This is a genomic window from Micromonospora chokoriensis, assembly GCF_900091505.1.
Classification (GTDB): domain Bacteria; phylum Actinomycetota; class Actinomycetes; order Mycobacteriales; family Micromonosporaceae; genus Micromonospora; species Micromonospora chokoriensis.
Genome location: NZ_LT607409.1, coordinates 2,022,532 through 2,048,500, shown reverse-complemented (window position 1 = coordinate 2,048,500; position 25,969 = coordinate 2,022,532). Strand labels below are relative to the sequence as shown.

General features: G+C 71.2%; 22 protein-coding genes and 1 riboswitch. Of the genes, 4 read left to right on the top strand and 18 right to left on the bottom strand.

The window, feature by feature from the left end; all coding sequences use genetic code 11:
* Window positions 1-33 precede the first annotated feature (33 nt).
* The 8 genes from GA0070612_RS31365 to thiE form a co-directional block, all read right to left on the bottom strand.
* Window positions 34-285 carry a hypothetical protein gene (locus tag GA0070612_RS31365; protein ID WP_157742447.1) on the bottom strand — a complete coding sequence of 84 codons (252 nt, stop codon included), beginning with the start codon at window positions 283-285 and terminating at the stop codon, window positions 34-36.
* A gap of 80 nt (window positions 286-365) precedes the next feature.
* Window positions 366-1,958: a phosphomethylpyrimidine synthase ThiC gene (gene thiC / locus GA0070612_RS09695; RefSeq protein ID WP_088987602.1), complete on the bottom strand. Its 1,593-nt coding sequence runs from the start codon at window positions 1,956-1,958 to the stop codon at window positions 366-368.
* 17 nt (window positions 1,959-1,975) lie between these two features.
* Window positions 1,976-2,761: a bifunctional hydroxymethylpyrimidine kinase/phosphomethylpyrimidine kinase gene (gene thiD / locus GA0070612_RS09690; protein ID WP_088987601.1), complete on the bottom strand. Its 786-nt coding sequence runs from the start codon at window positions 2,759-2,761 to the stop codon at window positions 1,976-1,978.
* Window positions 2,758-3,492, bottom strand: coding sequence for a thiamine phosphate synthase (locus GA0070612_RS09685; protein WP_231924613.1), 735 nt, complete (start codon window positions 3,490-3,492; stop codon window positions 2,758-2,760). Before GA0070612_RS09685 ends, thiD begins: the two co-directional genes overlap by 4 nt.
* 101 nt (window positions 3,493-3,593) lie before the next feature.
* The gene (locus tag GA0070612_RS09680; RefSeq protein WP_269458283.1) at window positions 3,594-4,373 is read right to left on the bottom strand and encodes a thiazole synthase; all 780 of its coding nucleotides are present in this window, start codon (window positions 4,371-4,373) and stop codon (window positions 3,594-3,596) included.
* Window positions 4,370-4,570 (bottom strand): sulfur carrier protein ThiS, encoded by a 201-nt coding sequence (thiS, locus tag GA0070612_RS09675; protein ID WP_088987599.1) that lies wholly within the window; start codon window positions 4,568-4,570, stop codon window positions 4,370-4,372. Before thiS ends, GA0070612_RS09680 begins: the two co-directional genes overlap by 4 nt.
* Window positions 4,561-5,721, bottom strand: coding sequence for a glycine oxidase ThiO (gene thiO / locus GA0070612_RS09670; protein WP_231924612.1), 1,161 nt, complete (start codon window positions 5,719-5,721; stop codon window positions 4,561-4,563). The genes thiS and thiO overlap by 10 nt, the downstream gene beginning before the upstream one ends.
* Entirely contained in the window at window positions 5,718-6,344 is a 627-nt protein-coding gene (gene thiE / locus GA0070612_RS09665; protein WP_088987598.1) for a thiamine phosphate synthase, read from the bottom strand. The genes thiO and thiE overlap by 4 nt, the downstream gene beginning before the upstream one ends.
* A riboswitch (TPP riboswitch) is annotated at window positions 6,339-6,448 on the bottom strand. It overlaps the preceding gene by 6 nt.
* 301 nt (window positions 6,449-6,749) lie before the next feature.
* Here thiE and GA0070612_RS09660 point away from each other — a divergent pair.
* Complete coding sequence (locus tag GA0070612_RS09660; RefSeq protein ID WP_088987597.1) at window positions 6,750-12,578, top strand: ThuA domain-containing protein; 5,829 nt, start codon at window positions 6,750-6,752, stop codon at window positions 12,576-12,578.
* 65 nt (window positions 12,579-12,643) lie between these two features.
* Window positions 12,644-13,219 (top strand): hypothetical protein, encoded by a 576-nt coding sequence (locus GA0070612_RS09655; protein WP_231924519.1) that lies wholly within the window; start codon window positions 12,644-12,646, stop codon window positions 13,217-13,219.
* A gap of 248 nt (window positions 13,220-13,467) precedes the next feature.
* Here GA0070612_RS09655 and GA0070612_RS09650 read toward each other — a convergent pair whose 3' ends face one another.
* Both GA0070612_RS09650 and GA0070612_RS09645 read right to left on the bottom strand, forming a co-directional pair.
* Window positions 13,468-14,430, bottom strand: coding sequence for an aldo/keto reductase (locus tag GA0070612_RS09650; RefSeq protein WP_197699341.1), 963 nt, complete (start codon window positions 14,428-14,430; stop codon window positions 13,468-13,470).
* A gap of 169 nt (window positions 14,431-14,599) precedes the next feature.
* A complete protein-coding gene (locus tag GA0070612_RS09645) occupies window positions 14,600-15,172 on the bottom strand; it encodes a peptidoglycan-binding domain-containing protein (RefSeq protein ID WP_088987595.1) in 573 nt (190 codons plus the stop codon).
* Between the two features lie 168 nt (window positions 15,173-15,340).
* Here GA0070612_RS09645 and GA0070612_RS09640 point away from each other — a divergent pair, with 168 nt between their 5' ends.
* Window positions 15,341-18,142: an AfsR/SARP family transcriptional regulator gene (locus GA0070612_RS09640; protein ID WP_088987594.1), complete on the top strand. Its 2,802-nt coding sequence runs from the start codon at window positions 15,341-15,343 to the stop codon at window positions 18,140-18,142.
* A gap of 35 nt (window positions 18,143-18,177) precedes the next feature.
* Here the strand turns inward: GA0070612_RS09640 and GA0070612_RS09635 are convergent, their stop codons facing one another.
* Together GA0070612_RS09635 and GA0070612_RS09630 are read right to left on the bottom strand one after the other, a co-directional pair.
* Complete coding sequence (locus GA0070612_RS09635) at window positions 18,178-19,857, bottom strand: ABC-F family ATP-binding cassette domain-containing protein (protein ID WP_088987593.1); 1,680 nt, start codon at window positions 19,855-19,857, stop codon at window positions 18,178-18,180.
* Between the two features lie 41 nt (window positions 19,858-19,898).
* Entirely contained in the window at window positions 19,899-20,504 is a 606-nt protein-coding gene (locus GA0070612_RS09630; protein ID WP_088991377.1) for a class I SAM-dependent methyltransferase, read from the bottom strand.
* Window positions 20,505-20,607: 103 nt separating this feature from the next.
* Between GA0070612_RS09630 and GA0070612_RS09625 the strand changes: the two genes are divergently transcribed.
* Window positions 20,608-21,720, top strand: a complete 1,113-nt coding sequence (locus GA0070612_RS09625) for a hypothetical protein (protein WP_167393612.1) — start codon at window positions 20,608-20,610, stop codon at window positions 21,718-21,720.
* A gap of 10 nt (window positions 21,721-21,730) precedes the next feature.
* Here GA0070612_RS09625 and truA read toward each other — a convergent pair whose 3' ends face one another.
* The 6 genes from truA to rpsM all read right to left on the bottom strand — a co-directional run bounded on the left by truA (window position 21,731) and on the right by rpsM (window position 25,857).
* On the bottom strand, window positions 21,731-22,561 hold the full coding sequence (gene truA / locus GA0070612_RS09620) for a tRNA pseudouridine(38-40) synthase TruA (protein ID WP_088987591.1): 831 nt from the start codon (window positions 22,559-22,561) through the stop codon (window positions 21,731-21,733).
* A 67-nt stretch (window positions 22,562-22,628) separates the two neighbouring features.
* Window positions 22,629-23,186, bottom strand: a complete 558-nt coding sequence (gene rplQ / locus GA0070612_RS09615) for a 50S ribosomal protein L17 (RefSeq protein WP_088987590.1) — start codon at window positions 23,184-23,186, stop codon at window positions 22,629-22,631.
* A gap of 34 nt (window positions 23,187-23,220) precedes the next feature.
* Window positions 23,221-24,243, bottom strand: a complete 1,023-nt coding sequence (locus GA0070612_RS09610; RefSeq protein ID WP_007465227.1) for a DNA-directed RNA polymerase subunit alpha — start codon at window positions 24,241-24,243, stop codon at window positions 23,221-23,223.
* A gap of 98 nt (window positions 24,244-24,341) precedes the next feature.
* On the bottom strand, window positions 24,342-24,968 hold the full coding sequence (gene rpsD, locus GA0070612_RS09605) for a 30S ribosomal protein S4 (protein WP_088987589.1): 627 nt from the start codon (window positions 24,966-24,968) through the stop codon (window positions 24,342-24,344).
* Window positions 24,969-24,981: 13 nt separating this feature from the next.
* Complete coding sequence (rpsK, locus tag GA0070612_RS09600; RefSeq protein WP_007073011.1) at window positions 24,982-25,389, bottom strand: 30S ribosomal protein S11; 408 nt, start codon at window positions 25,387-25,389, stop codon at window positions 24,982-24,984.
* Between the two features lie 87 nt (window positions 25,390-25,476).
* Window positions 25,477-25,857 carry a 30S ribosomal protein S13 gene (gene rpsM, locus GA0070612_RS09595; protein ID WP_030329917.1) on the bottom strand — a complete coding sequence of 127 codons (381 nt, stop codon included), beginning with the start codon at window positions 25,855-25,857 and terminating at the stop codon, window positions 25,477-25,479.
* Between the last annotated feature and the right edge of the window lie 112 nt (window positions 25,858-25,969).

The following is a 25,969-nucleotide window of genomic DNA, read 5'->3' as shown; positions in this document are numbered from 1 at the left end:
CTGGACACCACGACACCAGTGAACCCGAGTCGATCACCCGTCCGGCCGGCCGAGCCGGGGCCACGCCGCGCCCGGAAGCCCGGCCAGGCCAGGCCAGGCCAGGCCACGCCACGCCAGGCCACGCCAGGCCAGGCCACGCCGGGCCAGGCCACGCCATGCCACGCCGGGCCATGCCACGCCACGCCGGGCCATGCCACGCCGGGCCATGCCACGCCGGGCCAGGCCACGCCACGCCACGCCACGCCGGGCCAGGCCACGCCCGGAAGCCCGGCCAGGCCACGCCACACCCGGCCAGCCCGCGCCCCGCCCGGCCGCACCGGGCCCGACCGGAAGCGCCGGGCCCGACCGACTGCGCTCGCCCGGAGTCAGGCCAGCGGGAGGTAGACCCGGCCTCCGCCGGAGACGAACTCCTCCGACTTGTCCTTCATGCCGCGTGCCGCGTACTCCTTGAGCTCCTGGGTGATCTTCATGGAGCAGAACTTCGGGCCGCACATCGAGCAGAAGTGCGCCGTCTTCGCCGGCTCGGCGGGCAGCGTCGCGTCGTGGTACGACCGCGCGGTCTCCGGGTCCAGCGAGAGGTTGAACTGGTCCTCCCAGCGGAACTCGAACCGCGCCTTGGACAGCGCGTCGTCCCAGGCCTGCGCCCCCGGGTGCCCCTTGGCCAGGTCCGCGGCGTGCGCAGCGATCTTGTACGCGATCACGCCCGCCTTCACGTCGTCCCGGTCCGGCAGGCCGAGGTGCTCCTTCGGGGTGACGTAACAGAGCATCGCGGTGCCGAACATGCCGATCATCGCGGCGCCGATCGCCGAGGTGATGTGGTCGTACGCAGGCGCGATGTCGGTGGTCAGCGGCCCGAGTGTGTAGAACGGTGCCTCGTGGCACCACTCCTGCTGGAGGTCCACGTTCTCCTTGATCTTGTGCATCGGCACGTGGCCCGGGCCCTCGATCATCACCTGCACGTCGTGCTCCCAGGCGACCTTCGTCAGCTCGCCGAGGGTACGCAGCTCGGCGAACTGCGCCTCGTCGTTGGCGTCCGCGATCGAACCGGGCCGTAGCCCGTCGCCGAGGGAGAACGTCACGTCGTAGCGGGCCAGGATCTCGCACAGCTCGGCGAAGTTGGTGTAGAGGAAGTTCTCCTCGTGGTGCGCCAGGCACCAGGCCGCCATGATCGAGCCGCCGCGCGAGACGATCCCGGTGACCCGGTCCACGGCCAGCGGCACGTACGGCAGCAGCACCCCGGCGTGCACCGTCATGTAGTCCACGCCCTGCTCGGCCTGCTCGATGACGGTGTCCCGGAACACCTCCCAGCTCAGCTTCACCGGGTCGCCGCCGACCTTCTCCAGGGCCTGGTAGATCGGCACGGTCCCGATCGGCACCGGCGAGTTCCGCACGATCGCCTCCCGGGTCTCGTGGATCCGCTTACCCGTGGACAGGTCCATCACCGTGTCGGCGCCCCACCGGGTCGCCCAGGTGAGCTTCTCCACCTCCTCGGCGACCGACGAGCTGACTGCCGAGGTGCCGATGTTGGCGTTCACCTTGACCAGGAACGCCTTGCCGATGATGGCCGGCTCGCACTCCGGGTGGTTGACGTTGAGCGGCAGCACCGCCCGGCCGGCGGCGATCTCCGAACGCACCAGCTCCGGGTCGACGTTCTCCCGGATCGCCACGAACTCCATCTCCGGCGTCACCACACCCGCCCGCGCGTACGCGAGCTGCGTGGGTCGGCGACCGTCCACACCGGCGAGTGGCGTGCCCGCACCCCGTGCCGGTGCCACGTCGCCCCGCTCGGCGATCCACGGGCCGCGCAACGGTGGCAACCCCACCGACGGGTCCGACCCCGGGCCGGACGTGTCGTAGAGCCGCACCGGCGGATGGTCCCCGGTCAGCTCCACCTCCGCGAACGGCACCCGGACGTCCGGTCGGGAACCCTCGACGTACACCTTGCCTCGTGCCTGCATGACAGCCTCCCTGGTGATCAAGCGGACCAGCCGAAGTGGTTCAGCGGTCCGCGCCCCGCGCCCAGCTCCCAACCCCGCGCGCCGTCCAGCGCGCGGAGCACGTACTCCTTGGCGGCCCCCACCGCCGCCGGCACCGGATCGCCCAGCGCGAGCCGCACCGCGATCGCCGCCGAGAACGAACACCCGGTGCCGTGGGTGTGCCGCGTGTCCACCCGTGGGGCGCGCAGCAGAGTCGTGACGCCGTCGCCGTGCAGCACGTCGACCGCCTCGCCGCCAGCCAGGTCGCCGCCGGTGACCACCACGTAGTCGGGTCCGCCGGCCGCGAGCGCCTCGGCGGCGACGACCATCCCGGCCACGTCGTCGACCGGGCGTCCGGTGATAGCCGCGGCCTCCGCGCAGTTCGGCGTCGCGACGGTGGCGTACGGCAGCAGCCGCTCCACCGCGCCCACCACGCCGAGCCGGTGACCACTGGTGGCGACCAGCACCGGGTCGACGACGAGGTGGGGCAGCCGGCCGGCCCGTGCCGCCTCGGCCACCGCGTCGGCTACCGCGGGAGTGCCGAGCATGCCCGTCTTCACGGCGGCGACGGTGAAATCTGCGAGCACGCTGTCCAACTGCTCGGTGACAGTGCGCGGAGGCATCGGCAGAACGGCGTCGACACCCCGGGTGTTCTGCGCGGTGACCGCCGTGAGGACACTGGTGCCGTACGTGCCCAGCGCCGCGAAGACCTTGAGGTCGGCCTGGATTCCCGCGCCGCCGCCGGAGTCCGAGCCGGCGATGGTCAGCAGTGTTTGCGGGGTCATCTTCTTTCCCTGGTTGCGGTTGGGGGCTGCGGCCGACCGCGCCCACTCCGGGCGATCAGGCTTGATCCCTGCGTGGGCACGGTCGGCCGCAGCCCTGACGTGGGGACCTGGGTGACCCCGCGCCGGGTTTGGGTCAGCACCGGGGTGACCGCCTCTACATAGGCGCTGGTCAGGCTCGCTGACGCCTCGGCGGGGTCTTGGGCTCGCATGATCGCGCCAAGGACGGCTACGCCTGCTGCTCCCGCCTTGACGCAGGCGGTTACCTGTTCTGGTGTCTCGACTCCGCCGAGGGCGAGCAGGGGCACCGGGCTGGCGCGGACCAGGCTGCCCAGCCCTGCAACACCCAGGGGTGGGCCGTAGCCCGGTTTGGTCTTCGTCTGCCAGATCGGGGAGATGGTGGCGTAGTGCTCGGTGGTCAGGCGGGTCAGCTCGTTCTCGTCGTGGCAGGAGCGGCCGACCACCGTGTGGATCGGTGGTGGGTACGGGCCGGCGGCCGGCAGGTGGACCGCGTCGCCTCCGAGCGGGTCGGGGCCGGCCACGACGAGGGCCCCGCCGACGCCGGCGAGGATCGCGCGCAGGTCGGCGGCCAGGGCGGCCCGTTCGGCGCGGGGCAGGTCCTTCTCCCGCAGCACCACCCAGCGCACTCCCCCGGCCACGGCGCCCGCCACGACCCGGTCGAGCCCGCCCTGCGCCACGAGCCGGTCGGTGAGAACAACAACCCCCAACGGGATCTTGGAAGGAACGGGCCCCTCCAGGGGCGGATTGCTTCCAAGATCTGCCGCCGGGTGGGATGCCGGGTGGGAAGCTGAGGGGGCGCGCCCGTCGGGCCCGGTCACAGGTCGGGTCTTCCCTCGTCGGGTGTGGAGGCGAGCGCGTGGAAACGTCGGGCGATCCGGCCGGCCCCGGCGGCCAGGTGTCCCGCCTCGACCGCGTACCGCATCGCGGTCGCCATCGCCACCGGGTCGGCCGCTCGGGTGACAGCACTGGCCAGCAGCACCGCGTCGCAGCCCAACTCCATGGCCAAGGCGGCGTCCGAGGCCGTGCCGATGCCCGCGTCGAGGATCACCGGCACGTCCACGCCCTGCCGGATGAGCCGGATGTGGTGCGGGTTGCCGATGCCGAGCCCCGACCCGATCGGTGAGCCGGCCGGCATCACCGCCGCACAGCCCACGTCGGCGAGGCGGCGGGCCAGCACCGGGTCGTCACTGGTGTACGGCAACACGGTGAAGCCGTCGGCGACCAACTCCTCGGCGGCGCGGAGCAGCTCCACCCCGTCGGGCAGCAGCGTCCGCTCGTCGCCGATCACCTCCAGCTTGACCCAGTCGGTGTCGAACGCGTCCCGGGCCAGCCGGGCCACCTTGACCGCCTCGGTCGCGGTGTGGCAGCCGGCGGTGTTCGGCAGCAGTCGTACCCCGCACCGGTCCAGCAGGTCCAACAGCCCGCCGGTGGAGCCGGGCGCGGTGCCCACCCGACGCAACGCCAGCGTGACCAGCCCGGTGCCGGACGCCCGGATCGCCTGCTCCAGGACGTGCAGGTTCGCTGCGCCGCCGGTGCCGAGGATCAGCCGCGAGGTGAACGTCTCCCCGCCCAGCTCGAACGACATGCCGCTCACCCGCCCTGCGCCGCGGTGAGCACCTCGACCCGGTCGCCGTCGCGCAGCGCCGTGTCCGGCCACCCCGCCCGGGGTACGACCTCCCCGTTGACCGCGACCGCCACCCCACGCTGCTCGGGCACGATGTCACGCACCAGGTCGGCCACCGACGTGCCGCCCGGCACGTCGCGTCCGGCCCCGTTCACCGTCAACTCCATTGGTCCCCCTCCGTGCTGCGATCAGGGCTGCCACCGGGCGTCCGGCCGCCGAGAAAACGGTCGGCTGGGAACGCCCCGAGCAGCGGGTCGCTTATGCCGTCGAGCACCAGGCCCGCGATCAGGTCGGCGGTGACCGGGGCGAGCACGATGCCGTGCCGGTGATGCCCGGTGGCGACCAGGACGTCCGGTCGGCCGGGCAGCGGCCCGAGGATCGGCGCGTTGTCCGGCGTACCCGGGCGCAGCCCGGCAACCGCCTCGACCAGGTTGTACTCGGCCAGTTCCGGCAGCAGGTCGACTCCGGCGCGGAGCAGCCGCTGCACGGCTCCGGCGGTGACGGTGGTGTCCGCCCGTTCCTCGACGGTCGCGCCGAGCACGACCTCCCCGTCGACACGGGGCACCAGGTAGACGGGTTCGCCGTCGGCGTACCCCCGGATCACGTGCCGGAAGCCCGGCGCGACGCCGTCGGGCGCGCGGAGCCGGAGGATCTGGCCCTTGACCGGCCGCACCGGCAGACCGGTGAGTGCCGCGGCCCCGCACCCGGCGGCGACCACCGTCACCCGGGCCTCCACATCGGAGAGTCGTCGAACCGGTTGCGGCACCAGCGCCGCGCCGGCCCGCTGCGCCGCCGCGCGCAGCGCCGGCACCAGCAGCCGTGGGTCCACCTGGTGGTCGGTGGGCGCGAGCGCGCCGCCGCGCACCCTCGGGGCGAGCGCCGGCTCGCGGTCGCGCAGCTCGCTGGGGCGCAGCGGGGTCACCGGCAGACCCAAGCCCTGCTGGTACGCCCACAGCCGGCGTGCCTCGGCCAGGTCGTCGCCGGTCAGGCCGACCATCAGGGTGCCCTCGGTCCGGTAGCCGATGTCGACGCCGGTCACCTCGGTCAACTCGGCGGCGAACCCCGGCCACCGCTCGGCGGACGCCAGGAGCAGTCCGGTCAACTGCCGCTCACCGAAGTACGCCTCGGCGACCGGGGAGAGCATGCCGGCGGCCACCGCGGAGGCCCCCGAACCGGGTGCCGGATCGTGTACGACGACCCGCAGCCCTCGGGCGGCGCAGCGCCAGGCGATGGACAGCCCGATCGGTCCCGCCCCCACCACCGCCACATCCGGCCGGACCCGGTCGCGCGACGGCGGTGACGGGAACCGGCCGGTCAGCACGTCAGCGCCTCGATCAGCTGGGCCGTCGCCCGCGCCGGGTCGGCGGCGGCGGAGAGGGCACCGACGACCGCCACCCCGTACGCGCCGGCTGCCCGCAGCGCCGGCACCCGCTCGGCGGTCACTCCGCCGATCGCGATGACCGGCACGTCCACGGCGTCGACGACGGCGCGTACCCCGGTGGGCCCGATGGGATCGGGTAGGCCGGACTTGGTGCTGGTGGTGTGGCACGGCCCGACGCCCAGGTAGCTGGCTCCGGCCGCGACCGCCTCGGTGGCCGCGCCCGGGGCACGGGCGGTGGCGCCGAGCACTCCGGCGGGGCCGAGCACCCGGCGGGCGGCGGCGACCGGCAGGTCGTCGGCACCGACGTGCCCCCCGGCGGCACCGACCGCGAGCGCGACGTGCAACCGGTCGTTGACCAGGCAGGTCGCCCCGTACGGGTCGCAGAGCGCCAGCACCCGCCGGGCCAGGTCGTACGCCTCGCGGTCGGTGGCGGAGTCCTCGACCCGGACCTGCACCACCAGGTCGGTGCGGGCCGCCGTGAGGGCGGCCCGGACCACGGTGAGCGGGTCACGCCCGGGTCGGGTGTCGGTGATCAGATGCAGTCGCCCCAGGGACGGCACGGCAACACTCCTCCCTGCGCCGGCATTACCCGGATCAGGTTCGACGGTCGGGGGCTGTCAGCCCCCCTCTCAGCCCGGTACACCGGGCTCCCGTGGGTTACTTGCGTGTCACCGTACGACAGATCCGCCGGTCTGCCAAGGCGGGTTCGACGGCGTCACGGCCGACCGCGACGAGCAAGATCGATGGGGCACTTCATACGGTCCTGTTCGGAATGTCGCACGCCGTTGCAGAACCGTTACCCGTCTGCATCTTGCCCGACATCGAGCCAGCCGAATTAATTTGTTCAGCGATTCGACAAAATGTCGGTGGGGGCACCCTGGCACGGCGTCACCACCGGCTCCATGAGGGAGGGCGTTCGGCGAGCCGACTCCCGCGAGCTCTGTCACTACGACACAGGAGGCGGCGTGTCCCGTTCTCGTCGTGCCCGCGTACCCATCACTGCAACCCTGATCTCCCTGGCCATGGCCTCGACCACCCTGTTCGGCACGCCTGCCCAGGCAGCCGCCCAGACCCCCCCACGGGATGCGCAAGCCGCAGCCCCGGTCAGCCAGGTGGTGCCGAAGGCGCCAAAGGCCGCAGCCGATCCCTTCTCCGTCCTGATCTTCTCCAAGACCGCCGGCTTCCGGCACGACTCCATCCCCACCGGCATCGCCGCCATCCAGCAACTCGGCGCCGCCAACGGATTCACCGTGGACAACTCCGAGGACGGCGCCGCATTCAACGACGCCAACCTGGCGAAGTACAAGGCGGTGATCTGGCTCTCCACCACCGGTGACGTGCTCAACGCCGAGCAGCAGGCGGCGTTCGAGCGCTACGTGAAGGCCGGCGGCGGCTACGTCGGCATCCACGCCGCGTCGGACACCGAGTACAGCTGGGCCTGGTACGGCGACCTGGTCGGCGCGTACTTCGCCAACCACCCGCAGAACCAGACGGCCACGGTCAAGGTGGAGGATCACGCCCACCCGTCCACGGCCGGTCTGCCGGAGCGCTGGTCCCGGTTCGACGAGTGGTACAACTACCAGTCCAACCCCCGGCCGGACGTCCACGTGCTGGCCAGCCTGGACGAGAAGAGCTACACCCCCGGCGCCGGCGCGATGGGCGCCGACCACCCGGTCGCCTGGTGTCAGGACTACGACGGTGGCCGGTCCTGGTACACGGGCCTGGGGCACACCCGGGAGTCGTACGCCGAGCCCCAGTTCCTCTCCCACCTGCTCGGCGGCATCCGCACCGCGGCCGGCGTCGAGAACGCCGACTGCGGCGCCTCGAAGACCGCGAACTTCGAGAAGGTCACGCTGGACAGCAACACCAGCAACCCGATGGAGCTGGACATCGCCCCCGACGGGCGGGTCTTCTACATCGAGCGCGACGGTCGCGTGCAGATCGTGAAGCCGGACACCGGCAACACCGTCACCGCCGTCGACCTGGACGTCTTCACCGGCAACGAGGACGGCCTGATCGGCATCCGGCTCGACCCGGACTTCGCGACCAACAACTGGGTGTACCTGTACTACGCCCCGAACGACGGGGTCAGCCGCAACCTGCTGTCCCGCTTCACCGTCACCGGCGACACCATCAACCCGGCCAGCGAGAAGCAGGTGCTGCGGGTCGACACCCAGCGCAACACCTGCTGCCACGCCGGCGGCAGCATGGCCTTCGACAGCGACGGCAACCTGTACCTGGCCACCGGTGACAACACCAACCCGTTCGAGTCGAACTCGTACTCGCCGCTCGACGAGCGGGCGGGCCGCCAGGACTACGACGCGCAGCGCACCTCGGCCAACACCAACGACCTGCGCGGCAAGGTGATCCGGATCCACCCGGAGGACGACGGGACGTACACCGTTCCGGCAGGCAACCTCTTCGCTGCGGGCACCGAGAAGACCCGTCCCGAGATCTACGCGATGGGCTTCCGCAACCCGTTCCGGATCGGCACCGACCCGAAGACCAACACGCTGTACGTCGGCGACTACGGGCCGGACGCCAACTCGGACAACCCGAACCGGGGCCCGCGTGGTCTGGTCGAGTGGAACATCGTCACCCCGGGCAACTACGGCTGGCCGTACTGCACGGGCACGAACGAGGCCTACAACGACTACACGTTCCCGTCCGGTCCGAGCGGCCCGAAGTTCGACTGCGCCGCACCGGTCAACAACTCGCCCAACAACACCGGCCTGACCAACCTCCCGCCGGTCGTCCCCGCGACCGTCGACTACGGGTACGCCGGTGACGCGCGCTACCCGGAGATCGGCGGCGGTGGCGCCCCGATGGGTGGCCCGGTCTACCGCTACGACGCCGACCTCAACTCCAACCGGAAGTGGCCGGCGTACTACGACGGTAAGGCTCTGCTCGGCGAGTGGAACCAGAACAAGATGTACACCATGCAGGTGACCGCCGACGGCAAGTCGCTTGTGGACATCAACCAGCTGCTCACCGGCATGAGCATGATCCGGCCGATGGACTTCGAGTTCGGTCCGGACGGCGCGCTGTACCTGATCGAGTGGGGCAGCGGCTTCGGTGGCAACAACGACAACTCCGGCGTCTACCGGATCGACTACACCGCCGGTGACCGTGCCCCGATCGCGGCGGCGTCCGCCAACCCGACCTCGGGTCCGGCGCCGTTGACCGTCACGTTCTCCAGCGCCGGTTCCCGGGACCCGGACGGTGGGGCGCTCACCTACGCCTGGACGTTCGGCGACGGGCAGACCTCGACCGAGGCCAACCCGACGCACACGTACGCCACGGCGGGCAACTACACGGCCCAGCTCACCGTCACCAACCCCAAGGGTCGGACCGCGGTGGCCAACGTGCCGGTGACCGTGGGCAACACCGCTCCGACGGTCTCCATCGAGTTCCCACCGGACGGCGGGTTCTTCAACTGGGGTGACCAGGTCCGTTACTCGATCAAGGTGACCGACCCCGAGGACGGGCAGATCGACTGTGCCAAGGTGGGGCTCCAGGTGCTGCTCGGGCACGACGAGCACGCCCACCCGTTGGAGCAGCACACCGGCTGCACCGGCACCGTCCAGACGTCGCTCGCCTCCGGGCACGGCGCCGAGGCGAACGTCTTCGCGGTCTTCGAGGCCACCTACACCGACAAGGGCGGCGCCGGCGGTTCCGGTGCCCTGACCGGTCGGCAGATCGAGGTCCTGCAGCCGAAGCAGAAACAGGCCGAGTACTTCACCGCCACCGGGCGCGCTCCGGTGAGCACCGGCGGCGGCGACGCCGGCGTGCAGCGGGAGGCCGCCACCGACCCGGCCGGCGGCGGGCAGAGCATCGCATTCATCGAGGATGGCGACTGGTGGTCGGTCGCTCCGGCGGACCTGACCAACATCACCGAGATCCGCTTCCGGGCTGCCTCGGCCGCCGCGGGTGGTCGGATCGAGGTCCGCGCGGGTGCTGTCGACGGACCGGTGGTCGCCACGGCCACCGTGCCGGCGACGGGCGGGTGGCAGACGTACACGGACGTGAGCGCGCCGGTCACCGGTGCCGCGAGCGGCTCGCTGTACTTCCTGGCCCGTGACCCGAACGGCGGCTCCGGTTCGCTGTTCAACGTCAACTGGATGGACTTCGTCGGCCGCGGTGTCACCGAGAACGCGCCGCCGGTGGTCAGTGCCACGGCCACCCCGGCCACCGGCACCGCACCGGTCACCGTCGCCTTCGACGGCACGGCCACCGACGCCGAGGGCGACACCCCGTTGACGTACGCCTGGGACTTCGGTGACGGAGGCACGGCGACCACTGTGGACGCCAGCCACACCTACACCACCGCGGGCACCTTCACGGCCACCCTCACGGTGACCGACAGCAAGGGCGCCAAGGCGTACGCCACGGTGCCGGTGCGGGTGGACGCTCCGGACACGTCCTGCTTCGGGGCGCGTTCGGACGACTTCAACGGCAACAGCCTCGACAAGGAGCGCTGGAGCGTCGTCCGGGAGAACCAGCTCTACTCGCTCAGCGGCGGCGCGCTCCTGCTGCCCACCGGCGTTGGTGACCTCTACGGCGCTCGCAACGACGCCACCAACCTGGTGCTCCAGCCGGCGCCGACCGGCGCCTGGGAGATGACCACCAAGGTCACCCTCCCGGTGACGGCCAACTACCAGCAGGCAGGTCTGCTGGTGTACGGCGACGACGACAACTACGCCAAGCTGGACCTGCTGTACAACGGCAGCCGGTCGGTGGAGTTCATTCGGGAGACCGCCGCCACGCCGCGCAACGAGGCTGCCGACAGGATCGCCGCTCCGGCGGGTGACACCGTGTACCTGCGGGTCACCAGCGACGGGACGAACCTGACCGCGGCCGTCTCGGCCGACGGGCAGACCTTCACCCCGGTCGGCCGTTCGGCCGCGCTCGCCGGCATCACCAACCCGCGCATCGGGGTCTTCGCCCTCAACGGCGGCACCGAGGCACCGGTCGTCAACGCGGCCTTCGATTCGTTCCAGGTCACGCCGGACGCCCCGGCCGGCCCGGTCGACCCGTCGGACGAGTTCAACGGTGACGCGCTGGACAAGTGCCGGTGGGACGCGATCCTTCGGGAGGACCCGACCGGTTACCGGGTCACCGGTGGCGCGCTGCGCATCGACGTGCCCAACGGTGACATCTACGGCACCGACAACACCGGGCCGAAGAACTTCATCCTCCAGACCGCGCCGTCGGGCGACTGGACCCTGGAGACGAAGGTCGACGGCAGTCTGCTGAACGAGCAGTACCAGCAGGCCGGTCTGCTCGTGCAGGCCGACGACGACAACTACCTGAAGTTCGACTTCATCGCGGACAACCAGGCAGGCTCGGCGGTGACGCGGCGGATCGAGTTCCGCAGCGAGATCGCCGGGGCGGTCCAGAACCCGCAGCCGGAGGTGACCAGCCTGACCAGTGCCGTGTGGCACCTCCGGTTGGCCCGCACCGGTGACACGTTCACCGCGTCGTACTCGGCCGACGGGACGACCTGGACCGCGTTGGAGGCGCTGACCAACACCGCTGTGGGTGCCACCCCGAAGGTCGGGTTGTTCACCCTCGGCGCCAACCAGACGGCCTCGAAGACCGCCGCGTTCGACTACTTCCGGTTGAGCACGAAGGTGGCCGACGAGACCGCGCCGGTGACCACGGCGTCGGTGTCCGGCACCCCGACCGAGGGGTGGTACACCGGGCCGGTGACGGTGACCCTCACCGCCGCCGACGAGGCCGGCGGTAGCGGGCTCGCCAGCACGGAGTACCAGCTGGACGGGGCCACCACCTGGACGGCGTACACCGCCCCGGTGGAGGTCACCGGTGACGGCGAGCACGAGCTGCGGTTCCGCTCGACCGACAAGGCCGGCAACGTGGAGGCGACCAAGACCGTCTCGGCCAAGATCGACGCCACTGCGCCGGTGACCACCGCGACGTTCGCTCCGGCGAACGACGCCGGCTGGCACAACGGCACGATCCCGGTCGTGCTGGCCTCCACCGACGCCGGTTCCGGTGTCAAGACGGTGGAGTGGTCGCTGGACGGTGGCGCGTGGACGCCGTACACGGCGCCGGTCGAGGTGACCGGTGACGGGCAGCACGAGCTGCTGTACCGCTCGACCGACAAGGCGGGCAACGTCGAGACGCTCAAGTCGGCGATCTTGAAGATCGACGGCACCAAGCCGACGCTGCTGGTCTCCGGTATCGCCGACGGCCAGCTCTACGGTGACAGCCAGGACGTCCGGGTGTCCTGGCAGGCTGTCGACCCGACCTCGGGCATCGCGACCGTGGTCGGCAAGCTGGACGGCGAGGCGTACGCCAGCGGCACTCTGCAGGCCATGTACGAGCTGTCGCTCGGCCTGCACGAGCTGACCGTGACCGCGACCGACAAGGCGGGCAACGAGACCACCTCGACGGTCCGGTTCTTCGTCACCACCTCGTTCCGGGACATGCAGGGTCTGCTGGACCGGTTCAAGGCGACGGGTCGCCTCTCGGCCAAGGCGCACAAGCAGCTGACCAACAAGCTCGACGCCGTCCGCAAGTCCGAGGCGGCCGGCGACGACAAGGCGGCGGTGCGGCAGCTGACCGCGTTCCGGACGCTCGCTTCCGACACCGCTCTGGTGGGCGAGGCGGAGGTCCGGGACGTCCTGATCCGGGACGCCGACGCCATGATCGTTCGGCTCGGCGGCGCGGCCAGCAAGGCCGGGGTCAAGGCGAACGACGGCGAAACGGTGAAGGGCACCGGACGGCTCGGTGGCGACGCCACCCGGCTCGCACCCGGTCGCCAGCTCTGATCCGACGAGGCCCCTCTCCGACGCCACGGCGTCGGGGAGGGGCCTCCCTCATCCGTAGTGAGGAGATGTCCGTGACGCGTATTCGGACGATGTTGGCCGCCGTGTTCGTCGGACTGGCTCTGACGGTGTTCGCCGCCGCCCCGGGGGCCGCTCAGGCCGCTCAGCGCGCTCAGGCCGCTCAGGCCGCCCGGGCGGCGCAGGCCGACAAGCTCAAACTCGTCGTGGCCGGCGACGGCGCCGAGGGTGTCACCATCCAGGCCACCTACCCCGACGGGCGTCGACTGGACCAGGTGGTGCGACTGGTCCTCACGGCCACCGGCCCGGACGGGCAGAAGGTCGGGCCGGTGCAGTTGGAGCCGCAGCCCGAGGGGCAGGGCTTCTACAGCAGCGGCAAGGTGCTGACCGCCGGCACGTGGAAGGTGACCGTCAACTCCCCCGCTCCCCTGTCCGGCAAGGCCACCGCAACGGTGCAGGCGCGCGCCGCGCAGACTCCGCCCGCGCCCGAGCCGGTCGCGGTGAACAAGCCGGCGGACGACGCGGGCGGTGCGGGCTGGTGGCCGTTCGCGGCGGCCGGCCTGGTCCTCGTCGCCCTGGCGATGGTGGTGGCCATGCTGTTCGGCCGCCGCCGCACCACCACCTGACCGACAGGCGTTTCACCAACCGGGCCGGGCCGCGACGAGCGGCCCGGCCCTGTTCCGTCGGCCCGGCCCTGTTCCGTCGGCCCGGCCCGCCACCGTCCGACCGGCCCGCCACCGTCCGACCGGCTCGTGATCGACTCGGCTTCCTTGACGTCGGGGTGTCCTCGGCAACGGGATACCCCGACGTCAAGGAACGCGAGTGGATCAAGCGGGGCGCGCCCTCGATCAACGGAAGCGGCGCCACACCGCGCTCAGAGGATGGCGCGCAGCGCGGCCAGGTCCTCGTCGCTGGGCTCCCACGTGCCGGCGGCGGCGTTGGCGAGGACCTGCTCCGGCGTGGTGGCGCCGGCGATCACCGAGGTCACCGCCGGATGGGCGGCCAACCCACCGATCGCCACCTGGAGCATGCTCAGCCCCCGCTCGGCCGCGTACGCCTCAATCGCCTCGATGGTGTCCCAGTCGGCGGCGGCGAGCCGCTCCGCGTACCGGCCACCGCCGGAGAGCCGGCTCCCGGCCGGGGGCTGCTCACTGCGCTTGTACTTGCCCGTGAGCAGACCGTTGGCGAGCGGGAAGAACGGCAGCATGCCGAGACCGAACCGCTCACACGCCGGGATCACCTCGGCCTCCACGGACCGCTCCACCAGGCTGTAGTGGTTCTGCGCGCTGATGAAGCGGGCCCGACCGTTGGACGAGGCGACCCAGTCCGCGTCGGCGATCTGCCACCCGGCGAAGTTGGAGTTGCCCAGGTAGCGCACCTTGCCGTCGCGCACCAGGTCGTCCAGGGCCGCGAGGGTCTCGTCGATCGGGGTGCCCGGGTCGGGCTCGTGCATCTGGTACAGGTCGATGTGGTCGGTGCCGAGCCGACGCAGCGACGCCTCCACCGCCCGCGCGATGTAGCGGCGCGCGCCGCGAGCACCGAAGTCCGGCCCGTTGAGGCCGTACATGTCCATGCCGAACTTGGTGGCCACCACCACGTCGTCCCGGCGGCCCTTGAGCGCCTGCCCGAGCAGCTCCTCCGAGCCACCCTGCGGCTCGCCGTAGATGTCGGCGGTGTCGAAGAGGTTGATCCCGGCGTCCAGGGCCGCGTCCACCACCGCCCGGGTGCCGTCGAGGTCGAGCTTGCGGCCGAAGTTGTTGCAGCCGATGCCGACCACGGACACCACGAGCCCGGAGTCGCCCAGCCGGCGATAGGTCATCTCAGTCACGAGATCCACCCTATGCCGGCCGGACGCGCCCCACAGCGGCGGCGGCTCAACCGAGCACACCGCAAAGACCAGCTCACGGGCAGCGCCGATGCCGGCGGGGCCAGGGCCGACGGTCTCGCCCGCCAGGGGCCGCCGAGCGATCAGCGCGCAGCGGCCCCCGGAGACGCAGAGTTGGAGATCAGCAGGAACGGCTGTTGTAGGTGGCCCAGTAGGGGCCGCCGCCCTGCGGCAGGTAGAACCGGAAGTTTCCGTCGGGCGACCGCTGCAGGACGAACTCGTGCGCGCTATACGAGCTGCGGGAACCCTTTGCCCCGCGGTACACCACGTACCGCCATCCGTTCTGGTTGTCGGTCTGCGCGAGCTTGTCGCCGGCCTTCGTCCAGCTGTTGCGGCCAGCCGAGCCGTCCGCGCCCAGACCCTTGTCGCGCTGGAAGTTCCTCGTCGCGGCGTCGGTCTGGTCGCCGAAGATGCCGTCGATCCCGGACGAGGGCAGGTAGCCGTTTGCCCACAGGACGGTCTGCCACAGGCAGGTGACGTTCGAGCTGCGGTGCGTGCCGACGTTGACGACGCCCTCGTCATCGAAGTCGTCGGACACCCCACCGGTGCCGTGGACGTACGCCAGGCCGGTGTAGGAGCCGCTGGCCGCAGCCGGCGTGGCGAGCGTGACGTTGATGCCGATGGCCAGTGCCGCGCCGACTGCGGGAACGGCAGCCCTACGGAGTACGCGGCGGACGGAGTGGAGCGAAGACATACATCTCCCTACCTGAGCGAGTGTCTACTTCGGATGAGCGATGGAACGGTTGAAAGGTAAAGTGGGCCCGGCACATCCGCCGCACAACTGGCGTACAGGCCACCCGCCCGCCCCGTCATCCCGGTGCGCGTCGTGACGGATTGCAACGCCCACCTGTGAGGTGCCCGGTTGCGTTTCGACATCCTCGGTCCGTTCCGGGTGTACCGCGAGGGCCGGCCGGTTCCGCTGGGCTCGGTGAAACAGCGTCTCCTGTTGGCCACGCTGTTGCTACGCCCGAACGAGGTCGTCGGCGTCAACGAGTTGACCTCGATGCTGTGGGGCGACGACGAGCCGGCGTCGGCCGCTTCGAACCTGCGCACCTACGTGCGCGGGCTGCGGCAGTCGCTGGGCGAGGGGGCTTCCTGGGACGGGATAACCGCCGTGGCGGGCGGATACGTGCTCCGGGTGGGCCCCGACGAGCGGGACCTGGACCTTTTCGACGCCGCGGCCGCTCGGGGGCGCGATGCTCTCGTCACCTCCGCTGCGGAGCGCGCCGAGGCCGAACTCTCCGCCGCGCTGGGCCTGTGGCGCGGGGCGCCACTGTCGGACCTGCCCCTGCGCTCGATGTTCGCCCGGCGGGTGGCGCAGTTCGAGGAGCGCCGGCTGCTCGTTGAGGAGGACTACGCCGAGGCGTTGCTGGCACTCGGCGCACCGGCCGACGTGGTACGCCGGCTGCGGGCCCTGCTCGACCGGCACCCGCTGCGGCAGCGGGCCTGGGGCCAGCTGATGGTGGGCCTGTATCGCATCGGAGACATGGCCGGCGCCGTGGACGCCTTCCGGCAGGCTCGGCAGGCGCTGGCGGAGGCGACCGGCCTCGATCCCGCACCGGAACTCGTCAAGGTGTACGACGACATCCTGCATCACCGACCGGAGTTGGCAGCGCAACCGCCATCGGGGTCGGACGGGCCGGTGCCGGGGCCGCAGGTCCTCCGCCCCGAGCAGTTGCCGCGCGCGGTACCGGAGTTCGTCGGCCGCAGCGTCGAGCTGGCCAACCTCGACGCGCTACTGGACGGCGGTGCACAGGGGTCGAGCACAGGGGTCATCTCGGCGGTGTCCGGCATGGCTGGAGTCGGCAAGACCGCCCTGGCCCTGCACTGGGCGCACCGGGTCGCCGACCGCTTCCCCGACGGCCAGCTCTACGTCAACCTCCGGGGTTACGACGAGGCCGGGGTGGTGTCCCCACTCGACGCCCTGTCCGAATTCCTCGAAGCGCTCGGCGTGCCCCACGCCCGGATACCCGCCGGCGTGGAGGCCCGGACCGGCCTCTACCGCAGCCTGCTGGCCTCCCGCCGGATGCTCGTGGTGCTCGACAACGCCCGCGACTCCGCTCAGGTTCGCGCCCTGCTGCCCGGTGCCGGCCGCTGCATGGTCGTGGTCACCAGCCGTGACCGGCTCGACGGCCTGATCGCCGCCGAGTGCGCGGTGCCGTTGACACTGGGCGTGCTCACAGCGGAGGAGTCGACGAGCCTGCTCGCCGGCCGGCTCGGGGTCGGCCGCCTTTCCTCCGAGCCGGCCGCGGTGGCCGACATCGTCGAGGCCGCCGGCCGGCTTCCGCTGGCGCTGGCGATAGTGGCGGCACGCGTCGCCACCCATCCCTCGTTCCCGCTCGGCGCCATCGCCGCCGAGTTGCACTCCACCGAGGCACGGCTCGACGTGTTGGCCGACGGCGACGTGCGGCGCGTCTTCTCCTGGTCGTACCTGGCCCTGGGGCCAAAGGCGGCCCGATTGTTCACTCTGCTGGGGCTGCATCCGGGCCCGGATCTGACCGCCGCCGCAGCCGCGGCACTCGCGGGCATGGACACCGCAGCCGTCACGCCACGACTGCGGGAGTTGACCCGGCTCAATCTGCTGGCCGAGCACGCGCCTGGCCGCTACGCCTTCCACGATCTTCTCCGCGCCTACGCCGCCGAGCTCGCTGAGTCGTCGGAGCGCGCCGACGAACGCGCCGACGCCCGACAGCGCCTGTACGACCACTACCTGCACGCCGCCTATCCGGCCGCGCTACTGCTCCAGCCGCAGTGGCCTCCGATCGAGCCGGTGCCGCCGCTGCCTGTACCCGCCAGGCGGCCGGTGACCGATCACGGCGGCGCGCTTGCCTGGTTCACGGCGGAGCACCGGGTGCTGATTCGGGTGGTTCGGCAGGCCGCCGAGACCGGGTTCGACGCGTACGCCTGGCAGGTCGCCTGGGCGTTGAACACCTTCGTCGCGCCGCGTGGCCTGTGGCAGGACCAGCTCGACATCCAACGGGTCGCGCTGGCCGCCGCGGAGAAGATCGACGACCTCGCCGGTCAGGCTGCCGCCAACCGGCTGCTCTCCCGTGCACTGACCCGACTCGGTGACCGCGATGCCGCCGAGCACCGGCTGAAACGCGCGCTCGGGCTGCACGAACGCCTCGGTGATCCGACTGGTCGGGCGCAGACGCTGCACAACTACTGTGAGCTCTGCTATCTGGACGGCCGGTTCGACGAGGCCCTCGCGCATGGTCGGGAGGCGCTACGGCTCTACCGCCTGGCCGGCAACCGTTCGTGTGCAGCTCGGACCCTCAACGCGATCGGTTGGCTGCTGGCCAGCACCGGCGACTACGCCCAGGCCATCGAGAGCTGCACCGAAGCGCTCGACCAGCAACGACAAGGCGACGATCGCAACGGCCAGGCCGCGACGCTCGACAGCCTCGGCTTCGCCTACGACCGCCTTGGTGATCGCGACCGCGCGGCCGACTGCTACGAGCAGGCGATCCACCTCTTTCGCGACTCCGCCGACCGCTACCACGAGGCGGAGACCCTCATCCGACTCGGGGACACCCGGGAAGGGATGGGCGACCTGCCCGCTGCCTCCCTCGCCTGGCACCAGGCCGTGCGCATCTACGAGGACGTGGGTGACCCCGCCGCCGCAGAGGCCCGCCGCCGTCTCGAACGCCTGCGTCCGTCCTAGTCGGTGTCAGAGCCCGAGTCGCCCGACGGCGGCGATCAGCCCACGTCCCAGACCGGTTCCGGGGTCTCCACCACCTCGTTATCGCCGCGGAACAGCACGAACCTGTCGAAGGAACGGGTGAACCATCGGTCGTGGGTCACCGCGATCACCGTCCCCTCGAAGGCGTTCAGGCCCGCCTCCAGGGCCTCGGCGCTGGCCAGGTCGAGGTTGTCGGTGGGTTCGTCGAGCAGCAGCAGGGTCGCCCCGGACAGCTCCAGCAGCAGCACCAGGAAACGGGCCTGCTGCCCGCCGGAGAGCGTGCCGAAGCGCTGGTCGCCCTGCGCGGCCAACTCGTACCGACTCAGCACCCCCATCGCCGCGTGCCGGTCCATGCCGGTGCGGTGCTCGTCGCCCCGCCAGAGAATCTCCACGAGGGTCTTCGACATCAGCTCCGGCCGGTCGTGGGTCTGCGAGAAGTGCCCGGGGCGGACCCGGGCACCGAGCCGGGCCACACCGTCGTGCGCCACCGGGGCAAGCGCTCCCGCGCCGTCGACCGGCCCGTTCGCCGGGTCGGGGTCGGTGCCACCCCGGGCCAGCAGCCGCAGGAAGTGCGACTTGCCGGTGCCGTTGGCACCGAGCACCGCCACCCGGTCGCCGTACCAGATCTCCAGGTCGAAGGGGAATGTCAGGCCGTCCAGCTCCAGCTGCTCGCAGACGACCGCGCGCTTGCCGGTCCGTCCGCCGCTGAGGCGCATCCGGATGTCCTGGTCCTTCGGGGGTACGGGCGGCGGCCCGGCCTCCTCGAACTTGCGCAACCGGGTCTGCGCGGCCTGGTAGCGCGAGGCCAACCCGTCGTTGTACGCGGCCTTCTGCTTGTACATCAACATCAGCTCGCGCAGCTTCTGGTGCTCCTCGTCCCAGCGCCGCCGCAGTTCGTCGAGGCGGGCGTGCCGGGCGACCCGAGCCTCGTGCCAGCTGGCGAAGCCGCCCGGGTGCACCCAGGCGCTGCCCCCCTCGACGGCGACCACCCGATCGGCACTCTGGGCCAGCAGCTCACGGTCGTGCGAGACGTAGAGCACCGACTTGGTCGACTCGCGCAGTCGCGCTTCCAGCCACCGCTTGCCGGGCACGTCGAGGAAGTTGTCCGGTTCGTCGAGGAGCAGCACCTCGTCCGGGCCGCGCAACAGCAACTCCAGGGCGAAGCGTTTCTGCTGACCACCGGACAGGGTGCGCACCGGCCGGTCCCGAACCAGGTCCCACGGCTGATTCAGCACGATCGTCGCGACGGTGTCGAAGAGCACCTCGGCGTCGTAGCCGCCGGCCTCGCCCCAGGCGCCGAGCGCGTCCGCGTACGCCAACTGGGCCTTGCTCGCGGCGTTGCTGAACTTGCCGCGGGCCTCGGCCGCCCGCATGGCGGTCTCGGTCTCGCCCAACCGGCGGCCGGCGTCGCGCAGTGCGGGCGGGGCCAGTGACAACGCCAGGTCGGCGAGCGTCGACTCGTCGCCGATCATGCCGATGAACTGACGCATCACGCCCAGCCCGCCGGCGCGTGCGACGACGCCGGTACGCACCGGCAGGTCACCGGCGACCATCCTCAGCAGCGTCGTCTTCCCGGCACCGTTCGGCCCGACAAGGGCGATCTTGGTGCCCTCCCCGACCCGGAACGACACGTCGGCGAAGAGTTCCCGACCGTCGGGGAGGATGTGCCCGACTCCTGCCACGTCCACGTATCCCACGCGGGGATCCTGCCCCAGTGAGGGCCGGAGGGGACATCCAATTACCGGGTGACTCGTAGCACCCGGAAGCCTTTCTGGCTGGCGTGCCGCTCCACCTGCCAGTTCTGCTCGGTGAGCCAGCGTTGCAACGAGTCACCGCCGAGGTGCCGGGCGACGACCAGCCAGCCGACGCCGTCCGGCGCGAGCCGCGGCAGCCACCGCAGCAGCAGCTCGTGCAGCCCGTCCTTTCCGATGCGGATGGGAGGGTTGGACCAGATCTCGGCGAACTGGACGTCCACCGGCACGTCGTCCGGGGCGCTGACCCGGACCCGGTCACCGGCACCGACGCGGACGGCGTTGACGGCGGTGAGTTCGCGGGCGCGGGCGTTGACGTCGACCGCCCAGACGGTGCTGCTCGGCGCGAAGTCGGCCAGCACACAGCTGATCGGTCCGAATCCGCAGCCCAGGTCGAGGAGGTCACCGCTGGTGTCGGCGGCGGGCAGCTCGGCCTTACGCAGGAGCACCGCGGTGCCCGGGTCGAGCCGGGTGGCGGAGAAGACCCCGCCGGCGGAGGTGAGCCGGTAGTCGCGGTCGGCGACGGAGAACTCGACCTCGCGCGCCGGGGCGTCGCTGGCGGGCTGAGCAGTGAAGTAGTGGTCGCCGGTCACGTCGGCAATTCTCGCACCGGCCCGGGCGGGCCACGACTCGGCCTGCACGAGCATTTCTGCAAAATTATCCCCAAAAGGGACAATCACTCTTACTCTGGGCCACATGGTGTATCGGTACGAGTCCGATGAGGACGCTTTCGAGGAGTACCCGGAGCCCGGGTCCGACCTGTCGGTGCTCGGCGCCGGTCCGCCCCCACCGGCCGGGCCGTCTCCGTCCCGCTTCCCCACGCCGTCGCTGCCTCGGCCGAATCAGCTCTCACTGCCGTCGTCCCCGCAGCGGTCGTCCGCACTGCCGTCGTCCCCGCAGCCGTCGTCCTCGGTACCGCCGCCGGCCCGTGCCGAGATCCCGCCCGCCGGGCCCCAGGGCCAGGTCTACACGTCGGCGACACCGATGGAACCACGAGCCCGCCGCGGCGGCGGTCGACTGTGGCAGGTACTGATCGGCGGGGCGGCCGTCCTCGTCCTGCTCGCCCTCTGCGGCCTGGGTGCCGCCGCGCTGCTCAGCGAACGCGAACCGCAACCGCAGTCGACCCCGACGCTCCAACCGAACGCCGCACCGCCGTCCGCTCCGGCGGAACGGCTGACCCTGGACTCCCGGGACACCGACCAGACCCCGCTCACCGCCAAGGAACTCTTCCCCGGCAAGGAGTTGAAGCTCGGCGACGGCCCGTCCACCTACCAGGTCGTCAAGACCCAGTCCAGCGGCAGTTGTGCCGTCGCCGCCACCGGCGAGGTCGCCGACCTGCTGGTCCGACTCGGCTGCAACCAGGTCGTCCGGGCGACCCTGCGCACTCCCGACGGCAACCACCTCGTCACCGCCGGCCTGTTCAACCTCACCGACAAGGTCAGTGCCGAACGGGCCCGGGACCGCATTCGACAGCTGCTCGACGAGCGGCAGGGACGCTTCCGCGGCCTCACCGGCACCGAGAGCGACGGCACCGGCGTACTGACCAGCGCCCCGGCCCGGGTCGGCTGGCAGGTACGCGGGCACTACCTGGCGTACGCCCTGGTGGTCCGCGAGGACGGTACGGCGATCAAGGCGGGTGACGCCAAGGTCGGCGAGATCCTGTTCGACATGATCGAGCTGCACCTCAGCCGTGGCGTCCTCCAGCAACGCGCCGACGGTGGCAGCGCCGCACAGCCGACGGCAGCGCCGACCGAGAACGACGGCACCCAGGGCGGCAGCACCGGCGACGACGACCTGCCGGGCGACTGACCCGGGCGGGTCAGCCCTTGATGGGGACCCGCAGCCGCCGGGTGAGGTCGGCGCGGCGGGCGTAGTCCGCCGGATCGGCCGGGTAGCCGACCGCGACCAGCGTCAACCCGCGCGCCGGTGCCACTGTCACCTCGCTGGACCGGGCCTGCTGGGTGAGCAGGCTGCCCGGCCACTCGACCGGGCGACGGCCGTCGCCCGCCACCAGCATCGCCCCCACCAGGCTGCGCACCATCGCCTGGCAGAACGCGTCGGCCTGCACGGTGGCGACCAGGATCCCGTCCGGGTCGCGCCGCCAGTCCAGCCGGGTCACCTCGCGCAGGGTGGTCGCGTTCTCCTTGCGCCGGCAGTACGCGGCGAAGTCGTGCTCCCCGACCAGGCCCCCGGCAGCAGCGTTCAGTGCGGCCAGGTCCAGCGGCTTCGGCCAGGCCAGCACCTCGTGCCGGCGCAGCGGCTCCGCGCCGAAGGGCGCGTCGGTGACCCGGTACTCGTAGCGTCGGAAGGTCGCCGAGAACCGGGCGTCGAAGTCCGCCGGCACCTCGGTCATCGCGCGTACGCGCACGTCGGTGGGGAGCAGCCGGGCCAGGCGGCGCAGCAACCGCCCCTCGTGTTCCCGCCACACGTCCGCGGGTAGGTCCAGGTGGCACACCTGCCCGGTGGCGTGCACCCCGGCGTCGGTCCGCCCGGCCACTGTCAGCCCGGTGGCCGTGCCGGCCCCGAGGACCAGCGCCAGAGTCTCGATCAGCACCCCGGCGACGGTGCGGCGGGTCGGCTGTGGGGCCCACCCGGAGAAGTCAGTGCCGTCGTACGAGACGTCCAGCCGCAGCCGGATCAGCTCGTCCACCTCGTACCTCCTGTAACGGGTCGGGCCCGACACCCCGATGGGGTGCCGGGCCCGACAATGCCCTTGATCAGGCCTTGTTCTCGGTGGCCTCGTCGCTGTCCTCGCGGGCGGCGTCGGTGTCACCGGACGCCGACACCGGCGCCTCGGAGTCCTGGTCGGTCTCGGCCGACTTCGGGGCCTCCTCGGCCGGGGCGAGCGCCTCGACCTTGTCCTGCTGCGCGGCCTTGCGGGCGGCGGTCTTCTTGTTCGCCTTCGGCTCGGCGACCTGAAGCTCCTCCACCAGCTCGATGATCGCCATCGGAGCGGCGTCACCCTTGCGCGGGCCGGTCTTCACGATCCGGGTGTAACCGCCGGGGCGGTTGGCGTACCGGGGCGCGATCTGGTCGAACAGGGCGTAGACCACGTCCTTGTCCTTGACGACACCCAGCACCCGCCGACGCGAGGCGAGGTCACCGCGCTTGGCCTTGGTGATGAGCTGCTCGGCCAGCGGACGCAGCCGCCGAGCCTTCGTCTCGGTGGTCTGGATCTTGCCGTGCTGGAACAGCGCAGTGGCCAGGTTGGCCAGCATCAGCCGCTCGTGCGAGGGGCTGCCGCCGAGGCGGGGGCCCTTGGTGGGCGTGGGCATTTTTGGTGCTCCTCAGTTGTGGCGGCAGCGCGGACTAGAGCTGCTCGGTCTCGCGGTAGTCGTCGGTGTCGTAGTCGGCCTCGCCGAAGGTGTCCACGACGTGCGCCGGGTCGAAGTTCGGAGCCGAGTCCTTCAGCCCGAGACCCATCCCGGCGAGCTTCATCTTGACCTCGTCGATCGACTTCTGACCGAAGTTGCGAATGTCGAGGAGGTCGGCCTCGGTACGCCCGATGAGCTCACCAACGGAGTTGATGCCCTCGCGCTTGAGGCAGTTGTAGGAGCGGACGGTGAGGTCCAGCTCCTCGATCGGCAGAGCGAGGTCCGCCGCCAGCTGGGCGTCCTGCGGGGACGGCCCGATGTCGATGCCCTCGGCGGTCTCGTCCAGCTCCCGGGCCAGCCCGAAGAGCTCCACCAGCGTCGAACCGGCGGAGGCCAGCGCGGTACGCGGGCCCATCGACGGCTTGGTCTCGACGTCGATGATCAGCCGGTCGAAGTCGGTGCGCTGCTCCACACGGGTCGCCTCGACGCGGTAGGTCACCTTCAGCACCGGCGAGTAGATCGAGTCGACCGGGATCCGGCCGATCTCCGCGCCGGACTGCTTGTTCTGCGCGGCCGTCACGTAACCCCGGCCCCGCTCGACGGTCAGCTCCATGTCGAGCCGGCCCTTGCCGTTGAGGGTGGCGAGCTTGAGATCCGGGTTGTGCACCGAGACGCCGGCCGGGGGCTGGATGTCGCCCGCGGTCACGTCGCCCGGGCCCTGCTTGCGCAGGTACATGCTGACCGGCTCGTCGTGCTCGGAGCTGACGCACAGCTCCTTGATGTTCATGACGAGCTCGACCACGTCCTCCTTGACACCGGGGATCGTGGTGAACTCGTGCAGAACGCCGTCGATCTTGATCGAGGTGACGGCCGCGCCCGGGATCGACGACAGCAGCGTACGCCGCAGCGAGTTACCCAGGGTGTAGCCGAAGCCCGGCTCCAGCGGCTCGATGGCGAACCGCGACCGGGTCTCGTTGATCGACTCCTCGGACAGGGAGGGTCGCTGGCTGATGAGCATCTTTTCTCTTCTCTTCCGGGACGCCCGCTATTTGACGTCCACGACACAAACTGTTCCGGTGGCCCGCCCATCCGGACGGGCCACCGCAACGAGCCCGACTACTTGGAGTAGAGCTCGACGATCAGCTGCTCCTGGACCTGCGTGTCGATGACCTGCCGGGCCGGGAGGGAGTGCACGAGCACCTTCATCTGGCTCGGGATGGCCTCAAGCCACGCCGGGACCGTCTTCGAGCCGGCCTGGGCCTGCGCGACGACGAACGGGGTGAGCTCCTTGCTCTTGCCCCGAACCTCGATGATGTCGTGCTCCTTGACGCGGTACGACGGGATGTCGACCTTCTTGCCGTTCACCGTGAAGTGACCGTGCTTGACCAGCTGGCGGGCCATGTCCCGCGAGTGGGCGAAGCCGGCCCGGTAAACGACGTTGTCCAGCCGCGACTCGAGGATCTGCAGGAGGACCTCACCGGTCTTCGCCTGCTTGCCGACGGCTTCCTCGTAGTAACCGCGGAACTGCTTCTCCAGCACGCCGTAGACGCGGCGGGCCTTCTGCTTCTCGCGGAGCTGGAGCAGGTACTCCGTCTCCTTGGTGCGGCCGCGGCCGTGCTGCCCGGGCGGGAACGGCCGGGACTCGAACGGGCACTTCGGGCCATCGCACTTGCTGCCCTTGAGGAACAGCTTCATCTTCTCCCGCCGGCAACGGCGGCAGTCAGCACCGGTGTAACGAGCCATCTCTCTCTACCTCTCAGACCCGGCGACGCTTCGGCGGACGGCATCCGTTGTGCGGCTGCGGGGTGACGTCGGAGATCTGCCCGACCTCGAGGCCCACGGCCTGCAGCGAACGGATGGCGGTCTCCCGGCCGGAGCCGGGGCCCTTGACGAACACGTCGACCTTGCGCATGCCGTGCTCCATGGCGCGACGCGCGGCAGCCTCGGCGGCGAGCTGCGCGGCGAACGGAGTCGACTTGCGGGAGCCCTTGAAGCCGACCTGGCCGGCGGAGGCCCACGAGATGACCGCACCGGTCGGGTCCGTGATGGACACGATGGTGTTGTTGAACGTGCTCTTGATGTGCGCCTGCCCGTGGGCGACGTTCTTGCGTTCCTTGCGCCGGACCTTCTTGACAGCGGCTCCGGCACGAGCCTTCGGTGGCATAAGTCTTCTGCGCTCCTAGTTGACTTCCGATACAGGTTGCGGCCTGGCCGTGCTCGGCGGACCTAGACCCGTATTCCGGTCTACGTCTTACTTCTTGCCGGGCTTCTTCTTGCCGGCCACGGTCCGCTTCGGGCCCTTGCGGGTCCGGGCGTTGGTCTTGGTCCGCTGGCCACGCACGGGCAGGCCCCGGCGGTGCCGGATGCCGGCGTAGCAGCCGATCTCAACCTTGCGGCGGATGTCAGCAGCGACCTCGCGGCGCAGGTCGCCTTCAACCTTGTAGTTGCCCTCGATGTGGTCGCGGAGCTGCACGAGCTCCTCGTCCGTGAGGTCCCGAGCGCGCTTGTCCGGCGAGATGCCGGTAGCGGCGAGCGTCTCCAGGGCGCGGGTGCGACCGACCCCGAAGATGTAGGTGAGCGCGATCTCCAACCGCTTCTCGCGGGGGAGATCCACGCCGACTAGACGTGCCATGTGCGGGCGTACTCCTCGTAATGTGTGGCGGAGGTGTGGACCCGTCCCACCCCGCTACCGGCCGTCCCGTCTTTCCGACGCGATACGCGCCGGCGACCGGGATCGGTCGCTG